This window comes from Marinobacter sp. C1S70 (assembly GCF_000475355.1).
In the GTDB taxonomy this organism is placed as follows: Bacteria; Pseudomonadota; Gammaproteobacteria; order Pseudomonadales; family Oleiphilaceae; genus Marinobacter; species Marinobacter nauticus.
Window position 1 is genome coordinate 24,680 of the sequence record NZ_AXBW01000010.1, and the last position, 25,988, is coordinate 50,667.

A 25,988-nucleotide genomic window follows, 5' to 3' on the forward strand; every position below is an offset into this window, starting at 1 on the left:
GCTTGCCGGGACTATCGGGATTTCCTGACATTCTCGGCATGTTACCGTAAGATACAAGGCTGTATAAACGTACAGATTGTTAACGTGAGCCCGCCCCTATGGCCCAGCGCAAGATCATTCATGTGGACTGCGACTGCTTCTATGCCGCCGTCGAGATGCGTGACGACCCAAGCTTGCGGGAGGTTCCGCTGGCGGTGGGTGGCGAGGGCGGCCGTGGTGTGGTGACCACCTGCAACTACCGGGCCCGGGCTTTTGGCGTGCGTTCGGCCATGCCCGGCAGCGAAGCCCGGCGGTTGTGCCCCGGCCTGGTCACGGTACCGCCGGACATGGGCCGTTACCGGGCAGTTTCCCAGCAGGTGATGGCGATACTGCGGGAGATGACCGATCTGGTTGAGCCCTTGTCCCTGGATGAGGCGTTTCTGGATGTGACCGATGTTGACGCGTTCAAGGGCAGTGCCACCTTGATGGCGCGGCACCTGCGGGAGCGGGTGAGCAGGGAAGTCGGCATTACCATTTCCGCCGGCGTGGCCCCCAACAAGTTCCTTGCCAAAATTGCCAGTGACTGGCGCAAGCCCGATGGTCTGTTTGTGATTACGCCGCCGGAGGTGGCCGACTTTGTAAGCGAGCTGCCGGTGGAAAAGCTCTTCGGTGTAGGGCAGGTGACCGCGGCCCGGCTGCACGCCCTGGGTGTGAAAACCTGTGGCGATATGCAGGCGCTGGGTGCCGACGTGTTGATCGAGAAGTTTGGCAAACAGGGCTATCGTTTGTTTGAAATGGCCCATGGCCGGGACAATCGCCCCGTTGTGGTGTCGCGGGTGGCCAAGTCGGTGAGCGTCGAGCGTACCTTTTCCCAGGACCTCCCTGACCGGAGCGCCTGCGATACCGTGATGCCGGCCCTGGTGGCCGACCTCAATCTTCGCCTCTCGCGCAAGGGGCTGCACAAGCCGATACACAAGCTGTTCGTGAAAATCCGCTACAGCGATTTTTCCACCCACACGCTGGAGCGGGTTCGGGAGTCCGTTACCGAGCCAGCCCTGGTGGATTTCCAGCCACTGCTCGAAGAGCTGATGCCCAAAGACCGCCCGGTTCGCCTGCTGGGAGTGGGTGTCCGGTTCCGCAATGACGATGCTCCGGTCACCCAGTTGCGCCTGTTTGACTGACTTCGGTCCCCGCGGGCATATCCGCCATTTTTTTAGGTTAAAACGGCATGGCTGCCGCTTTGACGTGACAGTGTGTCACCTCTAGCTTTTAGTTGACGCTATCCTGCTGTAAGCGTTGCGGGCCACGCCCGCCCCGAAACAACAATCGCAGGAGAACAAGAATGAACAAAGCTGGCTGTTGTGGCCCCTGGCGCTCCGGTGCGCTGGCGGGCTTGTTGTTATTGTTGCTGTCGGCTCCGGCGTCGGCGGAGCTGGGGGATTATGGATTCTGGCGCACCCTGGGTAACCTGGCGTCGCCGCCCGGTGCCGATAATCCGGTGACATCGGATCAGCGCCAGGGTGCCTACCCTTTGTTGGCCAATCCCGATGGCTACGAGAATTTCTCGGCGGGGGCCTACTACCAGTGGCAGACCATCGCACTGGCGCCGGAAACCGGCGCTGTATGCGGTAACGGTTCGGAGTACAAGTTCTTCGTGAACCGGGTGCCGAACACTTCCAATACCGTGGTTTATTTTGAAGGTGGCGGTGCCTGCTGGGATTACGAGAGTTGCAGTGGCCAGACCGGGATCCGGGGAGCTCGTAATCCCGATGGTATCCCGGATGATTACATGTCTCTGTTGAATCCCGGCGCCAGCCTGGTGAGCCCGTTTGTGGTTCGTCTGCATCCCTGGACCCGGGTAAAAACCCAGAACTGGAACATGGTCTACGTACCCTACTGTACGGGGGATATCTATTCCGGCGACCGGGTGGCGGTGTATGAAGATCCTGAAGGCGAGGCGGAACCTCTGATCTGGCATCACAACGGCCTGAGGAATACCCGGGCGGTGATCAGCTGGCTCAAGGACAACCTGCAACGCCCCGGGCAAATGCTGGCGACCGGTTGCAGTGCTGGTGGCATTGGTGGCTTGACCAACTATCACCCAACCCGGCGGGACATGGCGCCGACTCGAAGTTTCCTGATCAACGATTCAGGCCCTGCCTTCAGTGCGCCGGTTGGCGCCGACCCTCAGCAGTATCCTTCGGTGCTGCTACAGAGCTTCATCAGGCAATCCTGGGGGCTGGACCAGCCGGGCGGCCCGCTGGCTTACCTGAAGTCCGGTTTACCGGCACTGAACCTGAATGACCTCGGCAGCCTGTATCCTGCGCTGGCGACGGCGCTGCCACAGGACCGTATGGGGCATACGCATTTCTGGCGGGACCTGAACTACTCCTCCTATTCCTATGAGCGCTTCTTCCCGGAGATCGAGAATGCGCCGGATCAGGCCACCAAGGAGGCTTTGCTGCATCAGAAGTGGGCCGTGGATACCGAACGGTTGACGCAGACGCTGGCCGGGCTGGATAACTTCGGCTATTACCTGCCCATGTTTCGGGACGTGAATGAAAGTCACTGCACGTCCATTATCGAGTTCGCCAATTCGGATATTCAGGAGTTGGGCCTTGAACTGGGGGATTTCGTCAATAACGTGATGAATGGCAGCGGTGCGGTGATGCAGGCCTCGGAGACCGATACGGTGGCCGATTACAATAAACCGTTCAACCTGTTGTACTGGTCGCTGGATCAGTTGCTCTGATTATTGCCGGCGGACCGGCCCATGGCCTCTACCCGAGCTTCCTGAAGGCGCTCGCGCAGGTATTGGTCCCGGGTCAGTCCGCCGGGAATATCATCCATGGCCATCACTTCTTCCACAATCGCCTTTTCCCGGGCCTTGTAGCGTTCGAAGTCCGGCCTGGGTTCGTCCAGCCAGGCCTGCAGTCTGGCTCCGGATTCAGCCCGGTACCGGTCCATGAGTTGCTGTGCGGCGGCTTTTGCTGCCTCCTCATCCGGCTCCAGAATCTGGATCATCGCCAGTTGAATTAGCGCGGCTTCCGGAGCACTCATCTGCACAGATCCCTCGTATTCGTTCATACGCTCTTGCAGGGCATCGGCCAGGGCCCGGCGTTCCTGTTCGGGGAGAGATGGGGCGTTGGCAAAGAAATCGTGCAGGTCATCTTCAAATTCAAGCCGCTGGGCGTAGGCCTTGACCTTGGGGTTGTCCAGCAGCGCCTGTTGTTCTGGTGACAGGGCATCGGAAGAGGGCGGGGGGGCCTCGGCCGGATCTGAAGCGGTATCCGGAGCGTTTCCGGCTGGCGGTAACTCGGGTGGCGGGGTATTGGTCGGCCACAGGAGCGCCAGCGCCAGAATAATTGCGGCCCCGGTGACCAGCAGGATCTTTGTGTTCATGACTCACTCCGGCAGGATTCTCCGGAATCAGTGTAGACCAGAATGCGGCAACTGCCTGGGTTGGGCTCAGCCGGCCAGCCACTGCATAGAGGCCCAGCCCATAGTGCCACCAATCAAGGCGCCGGCCAGGACATCGCTGGGGTAGTGGAGCCCGAGAATGACCCGGGATGCCGCCACTGACAAGGTGAACGGAAGCACACACCAGGCCAGGGCCGGGAGCGCAACGAACAGCATGGCCTGAAAACACACCGCGTGCAGGGTGTGGCCGGACGGAAAGCTGTACCGGTCCAGTGGCGGCGTTGCACAGTTAATAACCGGAAACGAAATAAAAGGCCGCTCGCGAATCAGCCAGCGTTTGAGGGCCTTGTAGGTTAGCGTGCAGGTGAGCCCGGTAAGCGCCATTTGAAGTGCCAGGGCCGGGCCAGAGTCCCCGGCGTAGAAAGGCAGTGAGAGAATCAGTGCGTACCAGAACCAACCGTCGCCAAGTCGGCTGACGACTCGGAAATACCCCAGAATCGGCCGGAACCGTACGCTGCGATTAATGGCCTGGCAGACCGCGAATTCTCGCTGGTCTGCCAACTCAAAGAAGCGAGATGCCTTGCTTGTTAATGCCATGGTATCGGGCCTGTGCAGTTTGGTTTAAAACCAGCTGTTCAAACTGGTCGATCTGGCTGCTCCAATTCAATTCAAGAGCGTCCAGGCGAGCCTGGGCGCGGACTCGGTTCAACAGTGAGGGCTGGTCGGCCAGTCTCAGGGCGTGATTGACGAAGGCTTCGTCGTCTGTCAGTTCAGCCTTCATGCCGTTTTCGTCATGTCGGATATGTTCTGCGGCTGCAGCATCGTCGAAGGCGACGATGCCCAGTCCGCTGGCCATGGCTTCCAGCACCACGTTGCCGAAGGTGTCGGTTTTACTGGGAAACAGGAACAGGTCACCGGAGGCATAGTGCCGGGCCAGATCTTCGCCCCGTCGGGTGCCACAGAATATGTAGTCCGGGTGCCGGTCTTCCAGGGAGCGGCGCATGGGGCCATCCCCTACCAGCACGAAGCGGGCATTAGGATGCAGGCCGCGGATACGCTCGAAGCAGGCAACAGCCATGCGCAGGTTTTTTTCCGCAGCCAGGCGCCCGACATAGAGTACGGCACGTTCGTTGTCGTGCAGCCCCCATTGCCGACGCAGGGATTGGTCGCGTTTGTGGGGGGTGAAGCGCTGGCAATCCACGCCCCGGCTCCAGAGGCCGGTGCAGGTGATCCCCATGTCCCGGGTCACCCGCTGCATGCGACCGGTAGGCACCAGGGTGATGGCTGTTCTGTTATGGAACCAGCGACCGTAGGCACACAGTAACCGTTCGAGCAGGCCCGCTCCGTAATAGCGAGAGTACTGATGGAAGTTGGTATGGAACCCGGAACTGACAGGCAGGGCGAGGCTGCGAGCCGCGTTCACGGCCGCCACGCCGAGTGGCCCCTGGGTTGCCACATAGATGCCGTCGGGCCGCTGTTTCTGCCAGAGCTTTTTCAGGCTCGAGGGGCGGGCGGTACCGAAGCGCAGCTCTGCGTAGCCCGGAAGAGGCAAGCCATTAACCACCAGTTCGGTGGAAAACAACCCGCTCCCGGTACTCTCAAACAGTCCTTTCTGTTCGTGGGGCTGCCGAGGGCGCACCACGGTTACATGGTGGCCCCGTTGCATCAGCCCCTGACACAGGTGCCGCATGGTGTTGGCAACACCATTGATTTCCGGCGGAAACGTCTCGGAAACAATGGTAATGTGTTGCGGTCGCCGTTCGGTCAACTGGGCTTCGGTCACGGGGGTTCCTGAAGGTTCTGCTGTCATGCCTTTACTATGGAAAGACGCCATGACAGAAATGCGACAACTCCGTGACATTCCGTTTACGTGTTTATACCCCGTCTCTTATCGACCTATTGCAAGGAGATTCCATGCAAACGCGAAAACTTGGCTTTACAGATATCGAGGTCAGCCTGATCTGCCTGGGAACCATGACCTGGGGCGAGCAGAACAGCGAGCAGGAAGCCTTTCAGCAGCTCGACTATGCCATGGAGCAGGGCATCAATTTCATCGACGCCGCTGAAATGTATCCAGTGCCACCCAGGGCAGAAACCCAGGGTCTGACCGAGCAGTATCTGGGCAACTGGCTGGCCCGCCGTGGCCAGCGTGATGATCTGGTGATCGCCAGCAAGGTGGCCGGGCCGGGTAATGGTCTCGGGTATTTGCGCGGGGGGCCGAGGCTGACCCGGGAGCATATCCGCTCTGCCTGTGAGGGCAGCCTCAAGCGCCTGCAGACGGATTACATCGATCTTTATCAGGTGCACTGGCCGGACCGGAGCGCCAATTTTTTTGGCAAGCTTGGTTATGACCGCAATCCCGATGAGCAGATGACGCCCATTGAGGAAACACTGGAGGCACTGGATGAACTGGTTCGTGAAGGAAAGGTCAGACACATCGGGCTTTCCAACGAGACACCGTGGGGCACGATGCAGTACCTGCGCCTGGCGGAGCAGCGTGGCTGGCCCCGGGTGGTCTCTATCCAGAACCCCTACAACCTGTTGAACCGGTCCTTTGAAGCGGGGCTGGCGGAGTTTGCCCATCGTGAAGGCACCGGCCTGCTGGCCTATTCACCGCTGGCCTTTGGCATGCTGACCGGCAAATACCTGGGGGGAAAATGGCCGGAAAAGGCCCGGCTGACTCTGTACGAGCGGTTCAGTCGCTATACCAATGACCGGGCGGCGGACGCCACGAGGGCCTATGTTGAGCTGGCTCACCAACATGGTCTCACGCCGGCCCAACTGGCACTGGCCTGGGTGAACAGTCGGGAGTTCGTAACCAGTAACATCATTGGCGCAACCACCATGGAGCAGCTCAGCGAGAACATCGGGGCAGCCAGTGTGACTCTGAGCCCCGACCTCGTGTCCGCCATCGAGGCGATCCATGCCGAGTTCACCTATCCCTGCCCTTGAAGACTGTATGCATAAGGGCTTGCAGTAGCCAGGTGCGATCCTGCCGCTCCGACCAGCGGCAGGGTCGTTACATACTGCAATATAAGTGATCATTTATTGACAAAAAAGCTGGTGCCAGGCGACGGAACGCTGGCGAAATTGTGTGCAAAATCACACCAATCTTCGTCGCAATCATTAGACTTTGGTACTGTGAATTACATAAAGCCAATGTCGATACCGGATTTCCTGTTGCCATGATTCTTCGCCTGTTCGTCGTCCTCCTAGCCCTGAATAGCGTCGCCTTTGCGATGCGGGCTGACGCTGCGCAGCCCATGTTGTCGGAACCGATGCTTTCCGAGCGCATGATGGCCGAGCGCGACGAAATGACGACGGCGGAGGATGTTTACGAACTTCAGGAATGGATGTCCGGCGATTATGAAGACGACCGCAGCGATGCACTTACCGCTATCGGCTCCCGTCTGCTCAGCCTGAGCCTCAGCCGCTCCCGCACTGCTGAAAAGACCTATGCTTCCGATCCGGCTCAGCCTGACCACGGCATCGCCCTGTTGAACGAAGGTGCCTGCCTGAACCTGCGCTGGAAGTTCTGACCGCTGTTCCCTGGCGTGCCCGCCATCTTTCTCCCGACCTTCCGCTTTGTCAAAATGTCATGACCTGACGCATTGTCAGCTTGAATCTGCCGTGTGATCATCCACCTTAATTGAGATTCTCAAGCGACGAGGAGCCGGTAATGGCAGCAGAGAACGGAGTCTATTGCGACGACGCAGAACGGTGTGTTGATCGGGTGATTGAACGGGTTGGCAAGCGCATTACCCTGGGCTTGCCGCTTGGTCTTGGCAAGCCGGTGAGGTTTGTGAATGCGCTCTATCAGCGTGCCAAGGATGATCCAGACATTGAACTGCATATTGTGACCGCGCTCTCCCTGTTAGCGCCTGAGGGCAGTTCTTCACTGGAAAAACGTTTCATGGGGCCCTTCGCCAAGCGCCTGTTTGGCGATATTCCGGAACTGGCCTATGCCCGTGATGTCGCCAATAACCGCTTGCCAAGCAATGTCCAGGTGTCTGAATTTTTCTTCAAAGCTGGCAGCTACCTGAACAATCGCAACCAGCAGCGAAACTACGTATGCACCAATTACACCCATGCCGTTCGCGACCTGATGGCGCAGGGTGTGAATGTGGTGGGGCAGATGGTTTCCCCAGGCGAGCCCAATGGCTTTCCGGGCCAGGTGAGCTTTAGCTGTAACCCGGACCTGTCACTCGATATCCTGCCGCTGCTGCGGGAGCGTGAACAGCAGGGCGTACCGGTGGCCATGGTGGCTGAAATCAATCAGTACCTGCCCTGGTTTGGCCATCATGCAGCCGTCGAGGAACAGCAGTTTGATCTTCTCTTCAGTCATCCATCGACAGACTATCCGTTATTCTCGGCTCCTCAGATGGCCATCAGTCCGTCTGATCACCTCATCGGATTCTACGCCAGCTGCCTGTTGAAGGACGGCGGAACCCTTCAGGTTGGCATCGGTTCACTGGGAGCCTCGCTGGTTCACAACGCCATTCTGCGCCACAAACACAATGATGCCTGGCGCGCAGTTTATGACCACCTGGATGTGGGATCCAGGTTCCCTGTGGTTGACAGCTGCGGCGGTACCGGTACGTTCGAGACCGGCCTGTATGGCTGTAGTGAAATGATGGTGGATGGCTTCCTGTATCTGATGCAGGAGGGCATCCTGAAGCGGGAAGTATTTGATCATGCCGGTTTGCAGACTCTGATCAACCGGGGCGAGATTACCCTGACGCCGTCGCTCGACATGCTGGATGTGCTGGTCCGGGAAGGGCTGATCGACTCGCCATTGCGGGCGCGGGATGTCAACTGGCTGATTCAGTACGGCATTCTGCGGGACACAGTGGAATTCCGTGGCGGACGCCTGCGCCTGAGTGAAGATCACGCTGTAGAAGCAGACCTCAGCCAGGATCAGACCCGTGAGGCGCTGGCGGCCCTGGGTCTTGGTTCAAGGCTCACCGGTGGTATTGCCATGCACGGTGGCTTCTACGTGGGGCCGGAGGCCTTCTACCAGGCTCTGAGAGATCTGTCGCCAGAGCAGCGTGACAAGATCTGCATGACCAGTGTCAATTTCATCAACCATCTTTACGATCACCGGTTCGGAGATCAGAAGCTCAAAGCCGCCCAGCGTTTGCACGGTCGGTTTATCAACTCTGCGATGATGTACACCCTCAATGGCGCGGCAGTGTCAGATGGGCTGGATGATGGTCGCGTGGTCAGTGGTGTGGGGGGGCAGTACAACTTTGTTTCGATGGCCCATGAGTTGCCCGGGGCGCGCTCCATCCTGGCTCTCAGAGCCACCCGCATGTCGGGTGGGCAGGTAGTGTCCAACATTGTCTTCAACTATGCCCATTGCACCATTCCAAGGCATCTCAGGGACATTGTGATCACGGAGTACGGCATTGCCGATTTGCGGGGGCGGTCCGACGAAGATGTGTTCCTGGCGCTGATCCGTATTGCCGATTCCCGTTTCCAGGCGGATTTGCTGAAACATGCCCAGAAGGCGGGCAAGGTCCGTGACGATTTCCGCTTGCCTGCGGACTGGCAGAACAATACGCCGGCGTCGGTTCGCCAGGCTTTGGCTGCACCCGGTAAGGGCGACTGGTTCCCGGCGTTCCCGTTCGGCCGGGATTTTACCGATGAGGAGCTGACCCTGGGGAAAGCCCTTAAAGGACTGAAAGCCGCAACCGCCACTCCCCGTGGTAAACTGGCGACCCTTTGGCAGGCCATCCGGGCTGAAGACGATACTGGCCAGTACGCGGTGCTGCTCGAACGCATGGGGTTGAACAACCCCTCAGGCATTCGGGAGAAGCTGGATCGCAAACTGGTGATACATGGCCTGCAGCAACTTGAACCCGCGACAAAGACAGGAAGCGAAAACAGCTGATGCAAGCCGATAACCCGAACACCCGGCCGGATGTTTTTACCGTCCATTACGTGCTCAAGAACCGCATCGGTGAGCTGGTGGATACGTCTGAAGGCAGCGAGCCTCTGCACTTTATCTACGGCAGCCCCGATATCATTGCCGGCATTCAGGAGGCGGTGAAAGACCGAAACGTAGGTGATTGCCTGGAAGTGACCGTGCCACCGGAGATGGCCTACGGCGAATACCGCGAGGACCTGGTGCGCAAGGTGCCCCGTTCCCTCTTTGAGGGCGTTGAAAACCTGGATGTGGGCATGAAATTCCAGACTAACTCCGGTGATCAGGCCCAGGTGGTACAGGTGGTGGCGATCGACGGCAACCTGGTCAAAGTGGATGCCAATCACCCTCTGGCCGGTTTCACTCTCTATTTTGATCTGGAAATCGTGGGTCGTCGCGAGGCTACTGAAGACGAGGTAGCTCAGGGTCGCCCGCTGTTCTGAGAGGGCGTTCGGGTACCTGGTCGAACTCGCCCGAGTGAATGCGGGCGAGGCCCTGGCTGATCTGCTGGTGTATGCACCCGGTCAGCTCATTCAGGGATAGATCCGGATCCGGTCCAAGGGGCGGATGCAGTATTACGATGATCTGCCCCGTTGGCTGCCGCAGCAGCCTGAACAGATGACAGTGGAAACTGTCATCGCCCACAAAGGGCGCCAGTGAGTCAGGGCGCCGTTCTCGCCGATAACCGATGGACACTGGCTGTATGGCCGTGTTGCTGTCCCGGGCGGCGCTCATCAACAGTCCGTGCATGGGTAATACGGCTACCCCGGTGCTGGTGGTTCCCTCGGGATAGACCATCACCGATTCTCCAGCCTGCAGGCATTGCGCGATACTGGCTTTGATAGCTCTGGCCTGACCGCCGCCACGTTTGATAAACAGCGTGCCGGCCTGCCGGGCCAGCCAGCCGATCACCGGCCATTGACCTACTTCCGCTTTTGACAGAAACCGCATGGGCGTGATGCTGCCAAGAACCGGGATGTCTGACCAGCTGATGTGGTTGGCGACAAACAGGGCGTTTTCCGGGCAGGGCTGGCCATAAACCTGAACCTGCCAGCCCAGGCACTGACATGCCTTCCGAAAACAGATTGTGGCCCAGGGATTCTTGTCCACCGGTCTGGTCCTGGCCAGATCGGAGATCCGGAGCAAAGCCGCCAGCGCGCAGGCTCCGACAAGGAAGCCTGCAAACATTGCTAAGCGAAAGCTCAGTCGAAGCCAGCTCATCGGCAATCCTCCGAATCAGGCGGGGCGACGCAGGAAGTGCCGGCTGTAGCGGCCGGCCAGGTTACTGACCTCCAGCAGCACCAGCATGTCGGCACAGCGGAATTCAGGATCCCAGCAAGGCTCGCCACAGACCCTTGCGCCCAGGCGCATGTACGCCTTGATCAGGGGCGGTATGTCCACAGAGCGTTCTGATTCCGGATGGGCAAGATGTGGCAGTTGGCGCTTTGGCGTTACCCGGCAATGCGGCTCAGACAGATGCTGTTGTTGCAGAAGCCGGGCCACATGCCAGGCTTTTGCCCCGCCGTCGGCCATGCTGATACTGGCGCAGCCGATCAGATGGGTAACGTTGCGCTGCACCAGGTACTCCGCCACCGCTGACCACAGCAGCGTGATGGTGCCGCCATTGCGGTAGTCCGGGTGCACGCAGGTGCGGCCGAGTTCAGCCAGTGTTCCGGGCAGGGCTTCCAGAGCCGCGAGATCAAACTCGCCTCGGGAGTAGAAGCCGCCAACTGAAGCCGTATCGTCCTGGTGAAGTATGCGGGTGGTGGCCACCAGTTCACCGGTGTCTGCGTCAGTGACGATCAGGTGATCGCATGCCGCATCGTAGGCATCGGCATCAATACCCGGGATTGTGGCGCCGAGATCGCTGCCATACTCCTCGGAGAATACCCGGTAACGCAGGCGCTGCGCCGCTTCTATGAGCTCCGGGTCACGGGTCAGTTCGGTACTCAGGTTACGGCCCCGGCGGGGTTGAAGGCTCGCGGTGGTTGCAGTCATGGCTTGGCCTCTGTGTTTCTGTTTCAGGTCAAGGCTATGAAGCCGGTATGACAGCGCGGTGACGCCAGGGTGACGTCTCTGTGACAGTGCGAGACCCTTTTCAGGAAAACGGATATGTGTCACAGGCTGTAACCCTTTGGCGGTTCCATGTATATTTCTGAATAGCATGTATAATTGCTGTAACTGAACGTTGCCTGTATCGTCGGGTGTACAACCCTGAAACCGGAATAAAATAATCAGAGATGGATGGCGTGGAACAAACAAACGAGAGTTGGCGAATCCTGATCGTAGAGGACGATGAGCGGCTTGCGGATCTGACCCGCGAGTACCTTGAGAACAATGGCCTGACAGTGTCGTTGGAAACCCACGGGGGAGCCGCTGTTGAGCGGATCCGCAACGAGCAGCCTGATCTTGTGGTTCTGGATCTGATGCTGCCTGGCGAAGATGGTCTGTCCATCTGCCGGCGGGTACGGCCGTTCTTCAATGGCCCTATTATTATGCTCACCGCCCGGACAGACGACCTGGACCAGGTCCTGGGCCTGGAAATGGGCGCGGATGACTACATTGGCAAACCGGTCCAACCGCGCGTTCTGCTCGCCCGCATCCGTGCCATGCTGCGCCGGGTAGAAACCTCGCCCGTTAGCGGGCAGGAGACGTCCGGGGAGGAGCCGGTGCGTTTGCAGTTCAACGACCTCGTGGTCGATCGTTCCATGCGTGAAGCCTGGTTAAGTGACGAGAGTATCGACCTCACCAGTGCTGAGTTCGACCTGCTCTGGCTGCTGGCCAGTAATGCCGGGCGGGTGCTGAGCAGGGAAGAGATTTTCACCGCACTCCGGGGCATCGAGTACGATGGGCAGGATCGTTCCATTGACGTTCGCGTGTCCAGGATCCGCCCGAAAATCGGTGACGATCCCATCCACCCGCGCCGTATCAAAACCGTTCGCAGCAAGGGCTACCTGTTCGTCAAGGAAGCCTGATCGCGCCTGAGGCGTTGCCGCCCCGAAGGTGGCAACGCCGGTTACCAGGGTTGGCCCGATGTCCCTGAAATTTTTCCTGAAAGCCTACGCTCGTATTGCTGCCATTGCGGCGGCGGTCGTGCTGGTGTGCGTCCTGCTGTTTAACGGCATCAACTCCGTTCGCGAACAATACTGGCATGAGCAGGCCATGACACCGGTTATGCGTTGGCTGGCAGCGGCCCCGGATCCGCTCAGTCAGTATCACTGGATGGCCCCGATGTTTGGTCTGCACAGTGGCGTTGCGGCCGACTTCGGGCTTTCCCAGGTTGCGCTTGAGCGCCTGGGCTATGGCCAGGTGGTGGCGCAGTCAACCGATAGCGGGTATGGCTATTATGTCCTTGGTCTCGGGGGCGAGGTGCTCGGCATACATCTGGAGCAACCCTACCGGGATCTGGCCCGGGCAATCTCGTTGATGGTGCGTTGGCATCTGGATACCAGCCCTGCGGCTCAGCGTGCGGATGTGGCGCAGCAATTGGCAGAGTCTCTGAATCTCGATATCCGTCTGGTTCAGAAGGCCGAGGATCTGCCGGATCAGCAGGCGCTTGAGCGGCTTGGCGACACCGGGCTGGCGATTTTTGAACACGGTGATAACCGTGCCAGGGCGCTGGTTCGTTTGTCGGAAGGCGCGTTGGTTGTGGTGACATTGCCTCCCCCCTTCAATTCCTGGGGTTGGCCGATTATCTTGCTGCTGACCGCTGTTGTCGGTGGCGTGCTGGCAGTGGCCCTGTTTCTTGCGTTGCGTTTTGTAGAGAGTCATCTGCGCAAGGTTGAGTCGGTAGCGATTCGTATTGCCCGGGGTGAGATGGGAGCCCGGGTGGAATCCGAGCAGGGCACGCTCGTGTCCCGGCTGGGGACTTCGTTCAATGGAATGGCGGAACATATCCAGCGCCTGGTGCAGGTGCAGCGGGAAATGATTCACGCGGTTTCCCACGAACTGAGAACGCCGGTGGCCCGTATCCGGTTTGGCGTTCAGATGATTGAATCCGGTAGTACCCAGGAAGTGCTCGAAAAGCAGCTCGAGGGCATTGATGGCGACATCCAGGAGCTCGACGAACTGATTGACGAGATTCTGACCTATGCCCGGCTGGAGCAGGGCGGGCCGGTGTTCAGTCTCCGGGAGGGCTCGGTCACGGATATAGTCAGGCAGGTTGTCTCCGAACAGCGGCTGATCCGGGAGGGAGTCGACATTGAGTGTCAGATTGACGAAGCCTCGGAGCGCTGGGCGCAGGCCGATATGGAGCCTCGTTACATTCACCGGGCGGTTCAGAACCTGGTCGGCAATGCCGCGCGCTATGCCGCAGGCCGTGTGCGGGTGAGTTGCCATCTGGATGAAGATAATTGCCGGATTGATGTGGAAGACGATGGCCCGGGCATTCCGGAACAGGATTGGGAGAAGGTGTTCACCGCCTTTGCCCGGCTAGATGACAGTCGTACCCGCACCTCAGGCGGCTACGGGTTGGGCTTGTCCATTGTTCGCAGGATTCTGTACTGGCACGGTGGGCAGGCGTTTGTGGGCCGCAGTGATGTCTTGGGCGGAGCCCGGTTCAGCCTGGTCTGGCCGCGCCTGAAGCCCGCAGACCCGGATTTGTGAACCAGTGCTCGGTACCTCACCTGATGTAACAAAGCTCTACACAACCACAACTGAACCCTCCGCAGCCCTGGGTAATACTTCAAAGCGTAAGGGATGACTTTTGAGGTTGTAGTTCTTACGAACTTTCCTTGTTTCATTCGTCATTTGAGGGCCGGTTTTTCCGGCCCTTTTTTTATTTCCGCGCCGCGTCACACCGCTCGATCCCCTTCCTGTTAAAATCTCCTGAAAAAAACAGGAGGTTTTGATGTCCCGATATCTGCTTGCCATAGACCAGGGTACCACCAGTTCCCGCGCCATCGTGTTTGATGACAAAGGCGCTCAGGTGGCCGTTGCCCAGCAGGAGTTTCACCAGTACTTCCCCAAAGATGGCTGGGTTGAGCACGATGCCATGGAAATATGGGACAGTACGCTGGCGGTCTGTCGTTCAGCCCTGAACAACGGCAAGATTAAGGCATCTGACCTCGCAGGCATCGGCATTACCAACCAGCGGGAAACCACTGTGATCTGGGACAGGGCGACGGGGCAGCCGATTCATCACGCCATTGTCTGGCAGGATCGCCGTACCGCGTCCTGGTGTACCAAGTTGCGCCAGGATGGCCATGAATCCCTGGTGGTTGACCGCACCGGATTATTGATTGATCCCTACTTCTCTGCCACCAAGATAGCGTGGATTCTGGACAACGTTGACGGTGCCCGCCAGCGCGCGGAAGCCGGTGAGTTGGCCTTTGGCACCATTGATACCTGGTTGCTCTGGAATCTGACCGGCGGCAAGCACCATCGTACCGATGCCACCAATGCGTCCCGCACTGCACTGTTCAATATCCATACACAGCAATGGGACCCGCAGCTGCTCAAGCTGTTTCGGGTGCCTGCTGCTCTGTTGCCGGAGGTATTCGACAGTGCAGCTGAGTACGGGTTGACGGAACCCGAATGTCTGGGCGCTTCGGTGATGATTGCCGGTATTGCCGGTGATCAGCATGCCGCTTTGATCGGCCAGGCCTGTTTTGAGCCGGGAATGGCCAAGAGTACCTATGGCACAGGCTGTTTCCTGATGCTCAACACCGGCCAGCAGGCCCTGCGCTCTGAAAACCGGTTATTGACGACGGTAGCTTACCGCCTCAACGGCAAACCCTGCTATGCCATTGAAGGCAGTATTTTTGTTGCCGGTGCCGCCATGCAGTGGCTCAGGGATGGGCTTCGGTTGATTTCCCATGCCCGGGAATCGGCGGAGCATGCGGCGACGGTCGGTGTGAATAATCCGGTGTATCTGGTGCCCGCGTTCACCGGCCTGGGAGCCCCGCACTGGGACCCGAACGCCCGGGGTGCAATCCTGGGGCTGACCCGGGATACCGGCATTGCCGAGATTGTCACGGCGGGTTTGCAGTCGGTGTGCTATCAGACCAAAGACCTGGTGCGCGCCATTCGCAACGATGGCGCCCGACTGGAATCGCTGCGAGTCGACGGAGGCATGGCTGTGAACGACTGGGTGATGCAGTTTTTATCGGACATTCTCAATGTGCCGGTTGACCGGCCGAGCGTGACCGAAACCACGGCGCTGGGGGCCGCATATCTTGCGGGTTTGCAGACCGGGGTTTTCGATAGCCTGGAGCAGATTACGTCGCTTTGGGAATGCGAGCACCAGTTCCGGCCGGATATGGCGCCGGGGCTGCGGGAATCACTCTATGCCGGCTGGCTGGATGCTGTTGAGCGAGTCTGTAATCACTGAGGTTCAATGGCCGGTGCGTTCGAAGGCGATCAGGTGATCAGCCTCCACCCGGACCGGTACCTGCTCACCCAGGTTAAAGTCCAGGTGGCTCCGGAAGAGGGCCTCAAATTCAGTGTCTTCTGAACACCGGAAACGATAGAGCGTGGAGGTTCCGGCAAAGGTTTTTTCCACCACCTTTGGCTTCAGCTCTGAGTCTTCATCGAAAACAATGTCGTCCGGCCGGATCAGGACGTCCAGCAGGGTGCCTGGTTGCCATTTGTAGGCCCGGTTGCCATGGATGACGCCCAGTTCCGATTCTATGGTGTCAGGGCCCAGGGCCTTGCCGGGAATAAACCCACCTTGCCCGACAAAACTGGCCACGAACCGGTTCGCCGGCTCATGGTAGAGGTTGTAGGGTACATCCCACTGTTGAATCTGCCCGTCCCGGAGAACCGCCACCTGATCACACATGGCAAAGGCTTCCTGCTGATCATGGGTAACCAGGATGGCGCTGATGCCGAGGGTCTTGAGGATTTCCCGCACATCCAGGCTCAGCCGGCGGCGCAGATCTGTGTCCAGGTTGGAGAAAGGCTCATCCAGCAGGATCAGTGTTGGCTCTGGTGCCAGTGCCCGGGCCAGGGCCACCCGTTGTTGCTGGCCGCCGGACAGCTCGTGGGGATAGTTGTCTGCAAGGTCCTGGAGGTGCACCAGGTTCAGCAACTCCATGACCTTTTGTCGACGTTCCGCTTTGCTTAATGACTTCAGACCGAAGCCGACGTTATCGGCAATGCTCAGATGCGGAAAAAGGGCATAGTCCTGGAACACCATGCCAATCTTGCGCTTTTCCGGTTGCAGTGCCCGCCCGGGCAGGCTGATGGCCTGTGACTGCAGGCGGATTTCACCCCGGGAAATCGGCAGGAAGCCGGCCAGCGCCCGGAGAATGGTGCTCTTGCCACAGCCGCTGGGGCCCAGCAGGCAGCCAATATCACCGTGGCTGAGGGCAAAGCTGACGTCCTTGACAACGGAATCACCGCCGTAGCCACAGGACAGATTGTTTACTTCCAGCAGCCAGTCTGCGGGGGGCACCAGGGCTTCGGGCATGGATCAGTCCAGACGATTGAGAATCAGGAATTCCAGCAAGGCTTTCTGGGCATGCAGCCGGTTTTCCGCCTCATGCCAGACTGCCGAGCTTTCGTGGTCCATCATGTCTGCCGAAATCTCTTCACCCCGGTGGGCGGGCAGGCAGTGCATGAAGAGGGCGTCTTTGTCGGCCTGAGCCATCAGAGCCGGGTTGATCTGATAGCTGCGGAAGGCTTTTTCCCGGGCTTTCTGCTCGTCTTCCTGGCCCATGGAAGCCCAGACATCGGTGACCAGCAGTTGGGCGCCTCGTGCTGCCTCTTCTGGCGCGCGCACAACGGTCACCCTGTCAGCATGCTGTTCGATCAGTTGTTGATCCGGTTCGTAACCCTCTGGGCAGGCAACGTTCAGGTGGAAATCGAAACGCTCTGCAGCGTTTATGTACGAGTGGCACATATTGTTGCCGTCACCAATCCAGGCCACGGTGGCACCACGGATGCTGCCGCGAAGCTCCCGATAGGTCTGCATGTCGGCCAACAGCTGGCAGGGGTGGAATTCGTCGGTGAGAGCGTTGATCACGGGCTTGCTGGAGGCAGTGGCAAAGCGCTCGACAGTTTCGTGGGCAAAGGTACGGATCATCACCGCATCGACCATGCTGGAGATCACAATGGCAGAATCTTCGATCGGTTCGCCGCGGCCAAGCTGTGTATCCCTGGGCGAGAGGAACATGGCGGTACCCCCGAGCTGGGTCATGCCGGCTTCGAAGGAAACCCGGGTCCGGGTGGACGATTTTTCAAAGATCATTGCCAGCACCCGGTTTTTAAGGGTGTCCCTGGTCTGGCCTGAACGCCACTCTTTGCGCAATTTGGAAGCATGATCGAGCAGATCTTCCAGTTCTGCTGTGGTCATGTCGTTCAGTGTCAGAAAATGTCTCGCTGCCATGAAAGGCCCCTGTTTCAAGCAAACTGCCCGTTCGGAAAAGCCAACAAGTCTAGCCCGTCGCTACCCTGAAAACAACGCCACGCGCGGTGCTGTTGTTCTGGGTCAAAACGGACGGTTTGTTGAGGCCTGAGGCACCCGTGTACAATAAGTGCAAATGCCGTTTGGCGGCAAAGCTGACTCCCAACCAGAGGAATGAGTTCATGGACATCAATGAAACCATCAAGAGCCAACTTGAAGAGAACCCGGTTATTCTTTACATGAAGGGCACCCCGCAAGCTCCGCAGTGCGGTTTCTCGGCACGTACTGTTCAGGCTCTGATGGCGTGCGGTGAGCGCTTTGCGTTTGTGAATATTCTCGACAATCAGGAACTGCGTGAGGCCCTGAAAGTCTACTCCAGCTGGCCAACCTATCCGCAGCTCTACATCAACGGTGAGTTGGTGGGTGGTTGCGACATCGTTCTGGAAATGTCAGAAAGTGGCGAGCTGGCCAAGATGGTCAAGGATGCTGCAGGTCAGGCCGAAGCCTGATCATTCTGCTACTCGTAACGGTACTTAAGCTTTATCGTAAAACGACCTCCTATCCCGCTCTCTGGAGCGGGATAGGGGCTTGCCTCTAAAGCCGCCCGGTATATTGCGTCGTCTACATCCTTCAGACCCGTTGATTTAACGATTTTCGCGCGCGTCACCGCGCCATTTCCCATTAATCTGAGTTCTATTTCTGCTATCCATGTCTTTGATCCCACCGAGTCTATAGGCACCCTAATCGTCTCTCGGAAGAGATTTTCCGACAAATGACTTGAGAGTTTTGCGACAAAAGGGTCTCTTTCATCGGGAGTCTCAGTCTTTTGCCTTACTGGCTCCGGCGTTTCTACGGCCTCGCTTGCACGTGCAGTCAATGCAGGTGTAGCAACTGATGCAGGGGATTCGAAGGATGTTGCCCGGGTTTGGGTGCTTTCGGTTGTCCGCTTCGGGGAATCTGGCTGTGTCGCAGCGACGGTTTGCGATTCGGGCGGAGCACTGAAGGTAGATTCTGTCGAGGTTACCACCGGCTCGGCCGGCGGGATCTCGAATTCGGAGTGCCTGGGCTTTGGCGGTTCCGGGCTTGCCATGCTCTCTGGTGTCGGGACGGCCGCCGGGCTTGTCAGCGTAAAAACCAGGCGGTGTGTCAGTTCCCGGGCCTCCTTCAGTGGCGATGGAAGCCCGGCCAGTACCAGAGTATGGGCCAGTATGGCAAGGGAAACAGCCAGCAGAAGCCGATAGGGTGCCGGCATTGAGGGTGGACGAAAACCCGTGTCCGGCATCTATATCAGGCGGTTTTTGTGCGCAGATTGCCCACGACGGCATTCAGAGCCCGGTCAATCAAGGCGCCCTGTTCGAGCAGCGTCAGGCGGCCACGGCGCATCTCATGAGCCAGCTCGACACGGGTTTTCTCGATGACTTTCAGGCCCATACGGTTGACGAACACAAAGCAGTCCGCTTCATCAATAATGGCTGAGAGCTTGCAGCGGAAGCTGGTGCCGTTGACCAGGCGGAACTCCACCCAGTTGCCAATTTCGATAGTGTCGAGTTTGGCTACGTATTCGGCAATCGCGGCATCTTCCAGTTCCTGCTGCCGTTCCACGGCCGTCTGGTGCACGGTCGGGGCTTCGTCTTCGGCATCCGACGGTGCATCCTGACGGGCTTCGATGGCAGCGTTGGTCCGGAAGGCCTCAGCCAGCTCATGCTTCAGGTGGCCCATCATCTGATCAAGCCGGGTGGCGTTGTAGGAGACTTCCTCGAGTCCTGCCCGCAGTGATTTCAACAGACCGGGTACAACCCGAACCCACTGGTCACGCTCTTCATCTTCTTCGTGGGGGTGCAGGCACCAGATCAGGTCATCCACGACCCGTGCTGTTTCGTGCCAGCGATGTTCGGTGTCGTCCTTCAGGTAGGCCAGGAACATAACCCGGCTCCAGCCATTCATCAGAATATCGCTGACCGAGTCCGGAAGCCGGTAACGGGATACTTTTTCCCGTAACAGCCGGTCCACCTCTTCCTGGGCCTTCTGGGATTTGATGCGACCACGTTCCGATTCTCGTGTTCTCTGTTCCACCAGGGAGGCCTTACGGTTTTCTCGCTCCAGGAATTGCTCAAATTCTTCGTTCAGGGTTTCGAACAACTGAATGTTGCCATCGAATTCATTGAGGATTCGTTGCACCACGTTGTGTATCTGACCGTACAGCTTGTCTCGGGTTTTCTCATCGCTGCTGCTCCAGCCAATGCCCGCGCGGGCGAGGGAGTTGAGCAGCTTGCGGGCCGGGTGGGTTGCCTTGCTGAAGAAACTCTTGTCCTTGATCACAACCTTCAGAATCGGAATCTGTAGGCGACTGATCAGCACCTGAACCGGGGCGGACAGGTTGTAGTCATCAAGGATGAACTCGAACAGCATGGAGACCAGATTGATCAGATCTTCATCCACTTCATTCAGTGCGGGCTGGCGACCATCTTGAGCGTCGGCCTTAGCCAGCAGTTGCTGAACGACCTGGCGCAGGTCGACGGTTACGGGCTCACCCGTGCTAAGGTCGTCGGTTTCCGGCCAGTTTTGCTGAAGCGGAATGGCGTTGAGCATATCGGCCAGTTCCCGGCCTCCGACCACTCTCAGAGAGGGATCGGTGCTGCGTGGGGGTATGCCGGCATTGGACCTTTGCAGAGCCAGCATCTGACGGATCTGGTCAAACAGTACGGTGTCTTCCGGGCGTTGATCGTAGCCGGCAGTCGTCTCGCTGGGGCTCTCGGCAGAGCTGTCTGCCGTTGCCGATGGCTTCTGGCTCTGGCTCTTCTTGCCGTGATAACGGAAGTTCGGGATAACGCCGGCCTGGATCAGAATGCGATTGGCTTCATCCAGGAGCATGCCCAGGTTGGAGATAACGTAACGGTCAAATTGCTTGAGCAGGATGAGCCGTTCGCGAATCTGGATATCGAGGGCCTGGATCGCTTCGGTAAAAGCGCTGCACAGGTGCTCCGGTGCCATCGGGTTGACTGGCTCCTGCTCGGTGGCGTCCGGATAGATCTCGGTAAAACGGGCCTGCAATTGCAGTAAAGGGCCTTGGAAGTGCGCCTTGGCCTTGGTGGTCATGGCGTTGAAGGCAACCTGTTCTTCCAGATCGTCATTGCCAACCAGCGAAAGAGTGTCGGCACTGGCCTGCGGGCTGGCTTCGGTTGAAGGAAGCTGGCCGGCATGGGGCGGGTTGGCAAAGAACTGGGCAACCGTATTCTGAAAATGACGCTCTACGCCCTTGCGCTTGATGCGAATCTCGCGCATGGCTTCGAAGTAGCGGTTTTGTTCATTGTTGCTGCGGGCATTGTTGGCCAGTTCGAAGAGTGAATCATCGACGGCATCGAAAGCCCCCTGCAACAAATCACCCAGCCCCGCAACAACGGTGTCGCGGATGCGGGCTACCTCCGCAGGAACCGGTCGGGTGCTTGCCGCTTCCCTGTGCTCGCGGAGGTAATGTATGCCGGACTGCTTGTTCATGGCCGACTCCTGTTTACGCCTCAACCGGATACATGACCGAGCCTGATTCTTGTCTGTTCTGATTATTGGATAAATTTAGCGCATTTTGATCTGCATTAACATGAATAAACGCTAACCTGCGATCAGGTTCATAAACTCCGGCCACGCTTTTTCTTGCGTTTGGGGTGGACAATGGCGGCTTTAACCACGTTGTCCTTGATTTGCAGGACTTCAATACGATGACCGCCAACTTTCAGACACACGTTGGTGTCCGGAATATTTTCCAGAGTTTCGGTGATCAGTCCGTTCAGGGTTTTCGGGCCATCGGTTGGCAGATGCCAGCCCAGGGTCTTGTTGATCGTCCGCACGGCGGCACTGCCATCGATGATAAAGGTGCCGTTGTCCTGGGGAATGATGTCGGGTGAGGTGGCGGCATAATCGGTGGTAAATTCCCCGACGATTTCCTCAAGAATATCCTCAAGCGTAGCCAGGCCCAGTACATCGCCGTATTCATCCACCACAATGCCGAACCGGCGTTTGCCTTTCTGGAAGTTCAGTAGTTGGGTATTGAGCGCAGTGCTCTCCGGAATGAAGTAGGGTTCCTGGCACAGCTGCATGATCATCGCCTTGTTGATGTCTGCCTCCTGCAGCAGCCTGGCCGCGCTGCGAAGGTGCAGAATGCCCTGAATGTTGTTGATGTCACCCTTGAAGATAGGCAGCCGCGTGTGTTGGCTGCTTCTGAGTTGGCGCAGGATAGTGTCTGTGTCGTCTTCCAGGTCGATGCCGACGACTTCGTTTCGGGGCACCATGATGTCATTGACGGTGACATTCTCCAGATCCAGGATGCTGACCAGCATGTCTTTGTGCCGGGCCGGAATCAGTGCGCCGGCCTCGTTCACCACGGTTCTGAGTTCTTCACGGCTGAGATGATCTTCCGAGGCCTGGGCCGAGGAGACGCCCAGAACGCGAAGAATGCCGGTCGTAAACAGGTTGACCGTCCATACCAGCGGGTACAGAAGTTTCAGCAACGGCCCAAGAATATGACTGGCCGGGAAGGCAATTTTTTCAGGGAACAGGGCTGCGAGAGTTTTCGGGGTGACCTCGGCAAAAATGAGGATAACGATCGTCAGCAGTAAGGTGGCAATTGCGATACCGGCGTCGCCCCAGAGGCGAATTGCGATGACCGTGGCGATCGATGACGCAAGAATGTTCACGAAGTTATTGCCGATCAGGATAACGCCGATCAACTGGTCGGTTCGGTTAAGCAGGCCTTGCGCTCGCTGGGCCCCTTTGTGGCCGGTGTTCGCCATGTGTTTCAGGCGGTAGCGGTTCAGGGACATCATGCCGGTTTCAGAGCTGGAGAAAAACGCAGAGAGGATGATCAGTCCGACAAGTAGAATAAACAGCGCGGTGAGCGATGTTTCGTTCAAGAGAGCAGCCCTTATATTGAGGATAAGTTGCGAAAATAGGATTTGAAGGTAACAGGTGTCAAGCGGGTTAGGTCAGTAAGGGGGTTCGGGTCTCAGACGCCCCGGTGGAAAACCAGCTCGAGAACAAACTTGCTGCCGTAGAAGGCCAGCATCAGCAGTGCGCAGCCTGCCAGTGTCCAGCGACTGGCGGTGATGCCGCGCCAGCCTTTGGTGTAGCGGCCTACCAGCAGTCCGACAAAAACCAGCAGGGACAGCAGGGAAAAAATGGTTTTGTGGGCCAGATCCTGAGCAAAAAGGTCTTCAATGAAAACAGCGCCAGTGACAATGGCGAGTACCAGCAGCACAACACCCGCCCAGACCATTTCAAACAACAATGACTCCATGGTTTGCAGCGGTGGCAGGTTCCTCACCAGCAGGCTGTTGTAGTTGCGCTTGAGCTGCCGGTTCTGTACGTACAGTAAAACCGCCTGTATGGCTGCAAGGGTAAACAGGCTGTATGCCGTGATTGACAGGGCAATGTGAGACAGCATGCCGTAGCTTTCTTCGGAGACCAGACGCGACGGTGTGTGGGTAATCAACGCCATGACAATGGTCAGTGCTGCAATCGGATAGGCCGCAATGAACAGGCTTTGTACGGGTTTGCTCAGATTAAGTCCCAGAAGCAGAAAGACAATGAGCCAGGAGATCAGAACGGAGCTCTTGAAGAAACTGAAGTCGAAGCCGCCGTCCAGGTGTACGGTCTGGGCAATGAGCAGGCCATGGCCGATCAGGGCAAGCAAGCCAATCAGTGTCGTAACCGCCAGGTTGTTGTGCACCTTTCCACGTAAATGGAGGGCCTGAAGCGCGGTTCCAACGCTATAGAGGAAAAGTGCGGTAACCGCGAGAATCAGCGTTCCCATGACATCCTTAATCGTGTTGCCTGATGAAGTGAAATCGGCGCGGAGTTGTTCAGAGGCTCCGTAGTCTGGGTATAATGTCGCGATTATGCAACAGGAATCAAGCAGGCCGAGCTGGCTTCTTGATCTGTGTGAACAAATTCTCCGGGGTACGGAAGAGCAACATGTTTGAGAATCTCCAGGACCGGCTATCCGGTAGCTTGCGCAAGATCTCGGGCCAGGCGCGCCTGACTGACGACAATATCAAGGACACGCTCCGTGAAGTGAGGATGGCCCTGCTGGAGGCTGATGTCGCCCTGCCGGTGGTCAAGGCCTTTATTGAAGGGGTTCGTGAGCGTGCGATTGGCCAGGAAGTTCAGCGCAGTCTGACCCCGGGCCAGGTCTTCGTTAAGGTTGTCCAGCAGGAGCTGGAGCGGGTCATGGGGGAGGGCAATGAATCCCTGAACCTCGCCACGCGTCCGCCCGCGGTCATTATGATGGCGGGCCTCCAGGGTGCGGGTAAAACCACCACGGTGGCCAAGCTGTCCCGTTTCCTGAAAGAGCGTGAGAAAAAGTCCGTGCTGGTGGTCAGTGCCGATATTTATCGGCCGGCGGCCATCCGTCAGCTGGAAACGCTTGCCGGTGAAGTGGGCGTTGAATTCTTCCCCAGCACCACCGAGCAGGATCCGGTGGATATTGCCAATGGTGCCATCGAGGCTGCCCGCCGCAAGCACATTGATGTGGTTATCCTGGATACCGCGGGTCGTCTGCACGTGGATGAGCAGATGATGGGTGAAATCGGTCGCCTGCATAAGGCGGTGAATCCGGTTGAAACCCTGTTTGTGGTTGATGCCATGACGGGCCAGGACGCGGCCAATACCGCCAAGGCATTTAACGACGCGTTACCGTTAACCGGCGTGGTCCTGACCAAGACCGACGGCGATGCCCGTGGCGGTGCGGCGTTGTCCGTGCGTCATATCACCGGCAAGCCCATCAAGTTCCTGGGTATTGGTGAAAAGTCAGACGCTCTGGAGCCTTTCTATCCCGATCGTGTTGCCTCCCGCATCCTTGGCATGGGGGATGTGCTCTCCCTGATTGAGGAAGCTGAGCGCAAGCTGGACCGAAAGAAAGCCGAGAAGCTCACCAAGAAGATCAAGAAGGGTAAAGGTTTTGATCTGGAAGACTTCCGCGACCAGCTCCAGCAAATGAAGAATATGGGCGGTATCGGCGGACTGTTGGACAAGTTGCCGGGCATGGGGCAGATGGCCCAGATGGCGCAGGCACAGGTTAACGACAAGTCGGTTGGTCAGATGGAAGCCATTATCTGCTCCATGACGCCAAAAGAGCGCCGCTATCCGGACGTCATCAATAACTCTCGCAAGCGTCGGATTGCCGCCGGTTCCGGCACCCAGATCCAGGACGTGAACCGTCTGCTCAAGCAGCACAAGCAGATGCAGAAGATGATGAAAAAGTTTGGCAAGAAGGGCGGGGTGGCTAACCTGATGCGCGGTATGGGTGGTATGATGCCGCCCGGCGGCGGTGGTGGCATGCCTCCGTTTGGCCGTATGTAAAAAGCCTTACATATAAAATGGGGAAACCGGTGGTTTCCCTGTTTTCATTGGCGCTTTTTTCGCATAGAATAGCGCCCCTTTCGAGTATGGGTCTTCCCGTCAGTCGTGAAGCGGCGTGTCGGGAATCGTACAAAGTTCGTACAACAGAACAGGATATTGGTCGAAATGGTAACAATCCGTTTGGCTCGTGGCGGCTCCAAGAAGCGCCCGTTCTACCATCTGACAGTCACTGACAGCCGTAACTCCCGTGACGGCCGTTTCATTGAGCGTGTTGGTTTCTTCAACCCGATTGCCCGTGGTCAGGAAGAGCGTCTGCGTGTTAATCGTGAGCGCGTTGATTTCTGGCTGGGCCAGGGTGCACAGGCCAGTGAGCGTGTTGCTCAGCTGCTGAAGGCTGCTCAGTAATAGCATTGTTGGTACCGGGGTTGTAAAGGCATGACGCAGAATTCGCAGGAAACTGTGATCGGCCGGATCACCTCGGTGTTCGGGGTAAAGGGTTGGCTTAAAGTCTTCTCTTACACAGACCCGAAAGACGGAATACTGAACTACCGTGACTGGACTCTGCTCCTGGACGGCAAGCGTATTCCGATCAGGCTTGAGGAAGGTCGCCGCCAGGGGCAGGGGATCGTCGTCAGGCTTAAAGGTATTGATGATCGTGAAGTAGCCCGCACCTATTGCGGAGCGGAGATCCGGGTTCCCACCGAGCAACTGCCGGAACTGCCCGAAGGGGAGTTCTACTGGCATCAGCTGGAAGGTCTGGATGTCTTCACGGTAGAAGGTGAGTGCCTGGGTAAGGTGCATCACCTTCTGGAGACAGGCTCCAATGATGTCCTGGTGGTGCACGCTACGGCGGGCTCTATTGACCAGCGCGAGCGTCTGATTCCCTATCTGCCGGATCAAGTGGTTCAGCAGGTGGATCTCAAAGGCTCTCGCATGGTGGTTGACTGGGATCCGGAGTTCTGACGG

24 protein-coding genes are annotated in these 25,988 nt (G+C 58.0%); 13 read left to right on the forward strand and 11 right to left on the reverse strand.

All coding sequences use genetic code 11. The features are described from left to right. The first annotated feature begins 98 nt into the window (after window positions 1–98). Window positions 99–1,160, forward strand: coding sequence for a DNA polymerase IV (dinB, locus tag Q669_RS01845; RefSeq protein WP_022991019.1), 1,062 nt, complete (start codon window positions 99–101; stop codon window positions 1,158–1,160). 161 nt (window positions 1,161–1,321) lie between these two features. Then, window positions 1,322–2,731 carry a pectin acetylesterase-family hydrolase gene (locus tag Q669_RS01850; protein ID WP_022991020.1) on the forward strand — a complete coding sequence of 470 codons (1,410 nt, stop codon included), beginning with the start codon at window positions 1,322–1,324 and terminating at the stop codon, window positions 2,729–2,731. Here the strand turns inward: Q669_RS01850 and Q669_RS01855 are convergent. The 3 genes from Q669_RS01855 to Q669_RS01865 all read right to left on the reverse strand — a co-directional run bounded on the left by Q669_RS01855 (window position 2,719) and on the right by Q669_RS01865 (window position 5,209). Then, on the reverse strand, window positions 2,719–3,381 hold the full coding sequence (locus tag Q669_RS01855) for a hypothetical protein (RefSeq protein ID WP_022991021.1): 663 nt from the start codon (window positions 3,379–3,381) through the stop codon (window positions 2,719–2,721). The genes Q669_RS01850 and Q669_RS01855 overlap by 13 nt on opposite strands. 66 nt (window positions 3,382–3,447) lie before the next feature. After that, window positions 3,448–3,996 (reverse strand): phosphatase PAP2 family protein, encoded by a 549-nt coding sequence (locus Q669_RS01860; protein WP_011785792.1) that lies wholly within the window; start codon window positions 3,994–3,996, stop codon window positions 3,448–3,450. Further along, complete coding sequence (locus tag Q669_RS01865) at window positions 3,962–5,209, reverse strand: glycosyltransferase family 4 protein (RefSeq protein ID WP_081699705.1); 1,248 nt, start codon at window positions 5,207–5,209, stop codon at window positions 3,962–3,964. Before Q669_RS01865 ends, Q669_RS01860 begins: the two co-directional genes overlap by 35 nt. 104 nt (window positions 5,210–5,313) lie before the next feature. Here Q669_RS01865 and Q669_RS01870 point away from each other — a divergent pair, with 104 nt between their 5' ends. From Q669_RS01870 to Q669_RS01885, 4 genes are all read left to right on the forward strand, one after another. Beyond that, on the forward strand, window positions 5,314–6,351 hold the full coding sequence (locus tag Q669_RS01870; RefSeq protein WP_022991024.1) for an NADP(H)-dependent aldo-keto reductase: 1,038 nt from the start codon (window positions 5,314–5,316) through the stop codon (window positions 6,349–6,351). Between the two features lie 233 nt (window positions 6,352–6,584). Next, window positions 6,585–6,938: a hypothetical protein gene (locus Q669_RS01875; RefSeq protein WP_011785789.1), complete on the forward strand. Its 354-nt coding sequence runs from the start codon at window positions 6,585–6,587 to the stop codon at window positions 6,936–6,938. 140 nt (window positions 6,939–7,078) lie between these two features. Further along, the gene (locus tag Q669_RS01880) at window positions 7,079–9,292 is read left to right on the forward strand and encodes an acetyl-CoA hydrolase/transferase C-terminal domain-containing protein (protein WP_022991025.1); all 2,214 of its coding nucleotides are present in this window, start codon (window positions 7,079–7,081) and stop codon (window positions 9,290–9,292) included. Then, the gene (locus Q669_RS01885) at window positions 9,292–9,768 is read left to right on the forward strand and encodes an FKBP-type peptidyl-prolyl cis-trans isomerase (RefSeq protein WP_022991026.1); all 477 of its coding nucleotides are present in this window, start codon (window positions 9,292–9,294) and stop codon (window positions 9,766–9,768) included. Before Q669_RS01880 ends, Q669_RS01885 begins: the two co-directional genes overlap by 1 nt. On the opposite strand, the gene Q669_RS01890 is transcribed toward Q669_RS01885, so the two are convergent. Further along, window positions 9,728–10,546 (reverse strand): lysophospholipid acyltransferase family protein, encoded by an 819-nt coding sequence (locus tag Q669_RS01890; RefSeq protein WP_036148401.1) that lies wholly within the window; start codon window positions 10,544–10,546, stop codon window positions 9,728–9,730. The genes Q669_RS01885 and Q669_RS01890 overlap by 41 nt on opposite strands. A gap of 15 nt (window positions 10,547–10,561) precedes the next feature. Continuing rightward, window positions 10,562–11,323 carry a GNAT family N-acetyltransferase gene (locus tag Q669_RS01895; RefSeq protein WP_022991028.1) on the reverse strand — a complete coding sequence of 254 codons (762 nt, stop codon included), beginning with the start codon at window positions 11,321–11,323 and terminating at the stop codon, window positions 10,562–10,564. 242 nt (window positions 11,324–11,565) lie between these two features. On the opposite strand from Q669_RS01895, the gene Q669_RS01900 reads away from it, so the two are divergent. The 3 genes from Q669_RS01900 to glpK all read left to right on the forward strand — a co-directional run bounded on the left by Q669_RS01900 (window position 11,566) and on the right by glpK (window position 15,656). After that, complete coding sequence (locus Q669_RS01900; protein WP_011785784.1) at window positions 11,566–12,300, forward strand: response regulator; 735 nt, start codon at window positions 11,566–11,568, stop codon at window positions 12,298–12,300. Window positions 12,301–12,358: 58 nt separating this feature from the next. Beyond that, complete coding sequence (locus tag Q669_RS01905) at window positions 12,359–13,930, forward strand: ATP-binding protein (RefSeq protein ID WP_022991029.1); 1,572 nt, start codon at window positions 12,359–12,361, stop codon at window positions 13,928–13,930. 244 nt (window positions 13,931–14,174) lie between these two features. Beyond that, window positions 14,175–15,656 (forward strand): glycerol kinase GlpK, encoded by a 1,482-nt coding sequence (gene glpK, locus Q669_RS01910; RefSeq protein ID WP_022991030.1) that lies wholly within the window; start codon window positions 14,175–14,177, stop codon window positions 15,654–15,656. Window positions 15,657–15,659: 3 nt separating this feature from the next. On the opposite strand, the gene Q669_RS01915 is transcribed toward glpK, so the two are convergent. Then, on the reverse strand, window positions 15,660–16,736 hold the full coding sequence (locus Q669_RS01915; protein WP_011785781.1) for an ABC transporter ATP-binding protein: 1,077 nt from the start codon (window positions 16,734–16,736) through the stop codon (window positions 15,660–15,662). A gap of 3 nt (window positions 16,737–16,739) precedes the next feature. Next, the gene (gene argF, locus Q669_RS01920) at window positions 16,740–17,654 is read right to left on the reverse strand and encodes an ornithine carbamoyltransferase (protein ID WP_022991031.1); all 915 of its coding nucleotides are present in this window, start codon (window positions 17,652–17,654) and stop codon (window positions 16,740–16,742) included. A 200-nt stretch (window positions 17,655–17,854) separates the two neighbouring features. Between argF and grxD the strand changes: the two genes are divergently transcribed. Next, window positions 17,855–18,181 carry a Grx4 family monothiol glutaredoxin gene (gene grxD / locus Q669_RS01925; RefSeq protein WP_014420735.1) on the forward strand — a complete coding sequence of 109 codons (327 nt, stop codon included), beginning with the start codon at window positions 17,855–17,857 and terminating at the stop codon, window positions 18,179–18,181. Window positions 18,182–18,189: 8 nt separating this feature from the next. On the opposite strand, the gene Q669_RS01930 is transcribed toward grxD, so the two are convergent. The 4 genes from Q669_RS01930 to Q669_RS01945 form a co-directional block, all read right to left on the reverse strand. Next, window positions 18,190–18,954 carry a TonB family protein gene (locus Q669_RS01930; RefSeq protein WP_036148405.1) on the reverse strand — a complete coding sequence of 255 codons (765 nt, stop codon included), beginning with the start codon at window positions 18,952–18,954 and terminating at the stop codon, window positions 18,190–18,192. A 5-nt stretch (window positions 18,955–18,959) separates the two neighbouring features. Continuing rightward, window positions 18,960–21,167 carry a DUF1631 domain-containing protein gene (locus tag Q669_RS01935; protein WP_022991033.1) on the reverse strand — a complete coding sequence of 736 codons (2,208 nt, stop codon included), beginning with the start codon at window positions 21,165–21,167 and terminating at the stop codon, window positions 18,960–18,962. 128 nt (window positions 21,168–21,295) lie between these two features. Next, the gene (locus tag Q669_RS01940) at window positions 21,296–22,576 is read right to left on the reverse strand and encodes an HlyC/CorC family transporter (RefSeq protein WP_011785776.1); all 1,281 of its coding nucleotides are present in this window, start codon (window positions 22,574–22,576) and stop codon (window positions 21,296–21,298) included. 92 nt (window positions 22,577–22,668) lie between these two features. Next, window positions 22,669–23,475, reverse strand: coding sequence for an inner membrane protein YpjD (locus Q669_RS01945; protein WP_022991034.1), 807 nt, complete (start codon window positions 23,473–23,475; stop codon window positions 22,669–22,671). Between the two features lie 161 nt (window positions 23,476–23,636). On the opposite strand from Q669_RS01945, the gene ffh reads away from it, so the two are divergent. The 3 genes from ffh (at window position 23,637) to rimM (ending at window position 25,985) form a co-directional block, all read left to right on the forward strand. Continuing rightward, window positions 23,637–25,022: a signal recognition particle protein gene (ffh, locus tag Q669_RS01950; protein WP_014420740.1), complete on the forward strand. Its 1,386-nt coding sequence runs from the start codon at window positions 23,637–23,639 to the stop codon at window positions 25,020–25,022. Window positions 25,023–25,187: 165 nt separating this feature from the next. After that, entirely contained in the window at window positions 25,188–25,427 is a 240-nt protein-coding gene (rpsP, locus tag Q669_RS01955; RefSeq protein ID WP_011785745.1) for a 30S ribosomal protein S16, read from the forward strand. A 30-nt stretch (window positions 25,428–25,457) separates the two neighbouring features. Next, window positions 25,458–25,985: a ribosome maturation factor RimM gene (gene rimM / locus Q669_RS01960; protein ID WP_011785744.1), complete on the forward strand. Its 528-nt coding sequence runs from the start codon at window positions 25,458–25,460 to the stop codon at window positions 25,983–25,985. Window positions 25,986–25,988 lie beyond the last annotated feature (3 nt).

What these genes read in the sequence shown, in the direction of transcription:
- dinB (WP_022991019.1), top strand. Translation starts at nt 99, where the DNA reads ATGGCCCAGCGCAAGATCATTCATGTGGACTGCGACTGCTTCTATGCC.
- Q669_RS01860 (WP_011785792.1), bottom strand. Translation starts at nt 3,996, where the DNA reads ATGGCATTAACAAGCAAGGCATCTCGCTTCTTTGAGTTGGCAGACCAG.
- Q669_RS01865 (WP_081699705.1), bottom strand. Translation starts at nt 5,209, where the DNA reads ATGACAGCAGAACCTTCAGGAACCCCCGTGACCGAAGCCCAGTTGACC.
- Q669_RS01905 (WP_022991029.1), top strand. Translation starts at nt 12,359, where the DNA reads ATGTCCCTGAAATTTTTCCTGAAAGCCTACGCTCGTATTGCTGCCATT.
- Q669_RS01895 (WP_022991028.1), bottom strand. Translation starts at nt 11,323, where the DNA reads ATGACTGCAACCACCGCGAGCCTTCAACCCCGCCGGGGCCGTAACCTG.
- Q669_RS01855 (WP_022991021.1), bottom strand. Translation starts at nt 3,381, where the DNA reads ATGAACACAAAGATCCTGCTGGTCACCGGGGCCGCAATTATTCTGGCG.
- Q669_RS01930 (WP_036148405.1), bottom strand. Translation starts at nt 18,954, where the DNA reads ATGCCGGACACGGGTTTTCGTCCACCCTCAATGCCGGCACCCTATCGG.
- argF (WP_022991031.1), bottom strand. Translation starts at nt 17,654, where the DNA reads ATGGCAGCGAGACATTTTCTGACACTGAACGACATGACCACAGCAGAA.
- Q669_RS01870 (WP_022991024.1), top strand. Translation starts at nt 5,314, where the DNA reads ATGCAAACGCGAAAACTTGGCTTTACAGATATCGAGGTCAGCCTGATC.
- ffh (WP_014420740.1), top strand. Translation starts at nt 23,637, where the DNA reads ATGTTTGAGAATCTCCAGGACCGGCTATCCGGTAGCTTGCGCAAGATC.
- Q669_RS01945 (WP_022991034.1), bottom strand. Translation starts at nt 23,475, where the DNA reads ATGGGAACGCTGATTCTCGCGGTTACCGCACTTTTCCTCTATAGCGTT.
- Q669_RS01850 (WP_022991020.1), top strand. Translation starts at nt 1,322, where the DNA reads ATGAACAAAGCTGGCTGTTGTGGCCCCTGGCGCTCCGGTGCGCTGGCG.
- Q669_RS01880 (WP_022991025.1), top strand. Translation starts at nt 7,079, where the DNA reads ATGGCAGCAGAGAACGGAGTCTATTGCGACGACGCAGAACGGTGTGTT.
- Q669_RS01915 (WP_011785781.1), bottom strand. Translation starts at nt 16,736, where the DNA reads ATGCCCGAAGCCCTGGTGCCCCCCGCAGACTGGCTGCTGGAAGTAAAC.
- grxD (WP_014420735.1), top strand. Translation starts at nt 17,855, where the DNA reads ATGGACATCAATGAAACCATCAAGAGCCAACTTGAAGAGAACCCGGTT.
- Q669_RS01885 (WP_022991026.1), top strand. Translation starts at nt 9,292, where the DNA reads ATGCAAGCCGATAACCCGAACACCCGGCCGGATGTTTTTACCGTCCAT.
- rimM (WP_011785744.1), top strand. Translation starts at nt 25,458, where the DNA reads ATGACGCAGAATTCGCAGGAAACTGTGATCGGCCGGATCACCTCGGTG.
- rpsP (WP_011785745.1), top strand. Translation starts at nt 25,188, where the DNA reads ATGGTAACAATCCGTTTGGCTCGTGGCGGCTCCAAGAAGCGCCCGTTC.
- Q669_RS01875 (WP_011785789.1), top strand. Translation starts at nt 6,585, where the DNA reads ATGATTCTTCGCCTGTTCGTCGTCCTCCTAGCCCTGAATAGCGTCGCC.
- Q669_RS01900 (WP_011785784.1), top strand. Translation starts at nt 11,566, where the DNA reads ATGGATGGCGTGGAACAAACAAACGAGAGTTGGCGAATCCTGATCGTA.
- Q669_RS01890 (WP_036148401.1), bottom strand. Translation starts at nt 10,546, where the DNA reads ATGAGCTGGCTTCGACTGAGCTTTCGCTTAGCAATGTTTGCAGGCTTC.
- glpK (WP_022991030.1), top strand. Translation starts at nt 14,175, where the DNA reads ATGTCCCGATATCTGCTTGCCATAGACCAGGGTACCACCAGTTCCCGC.
- Q669_RS01935 (WP_022991033.1), bottom strand. Translation starts at nt 21,167, where the DNA reads ATGAACAAGCAGTCCGGCATACATTACCTCCGCGAGCACAGGGAAGCG.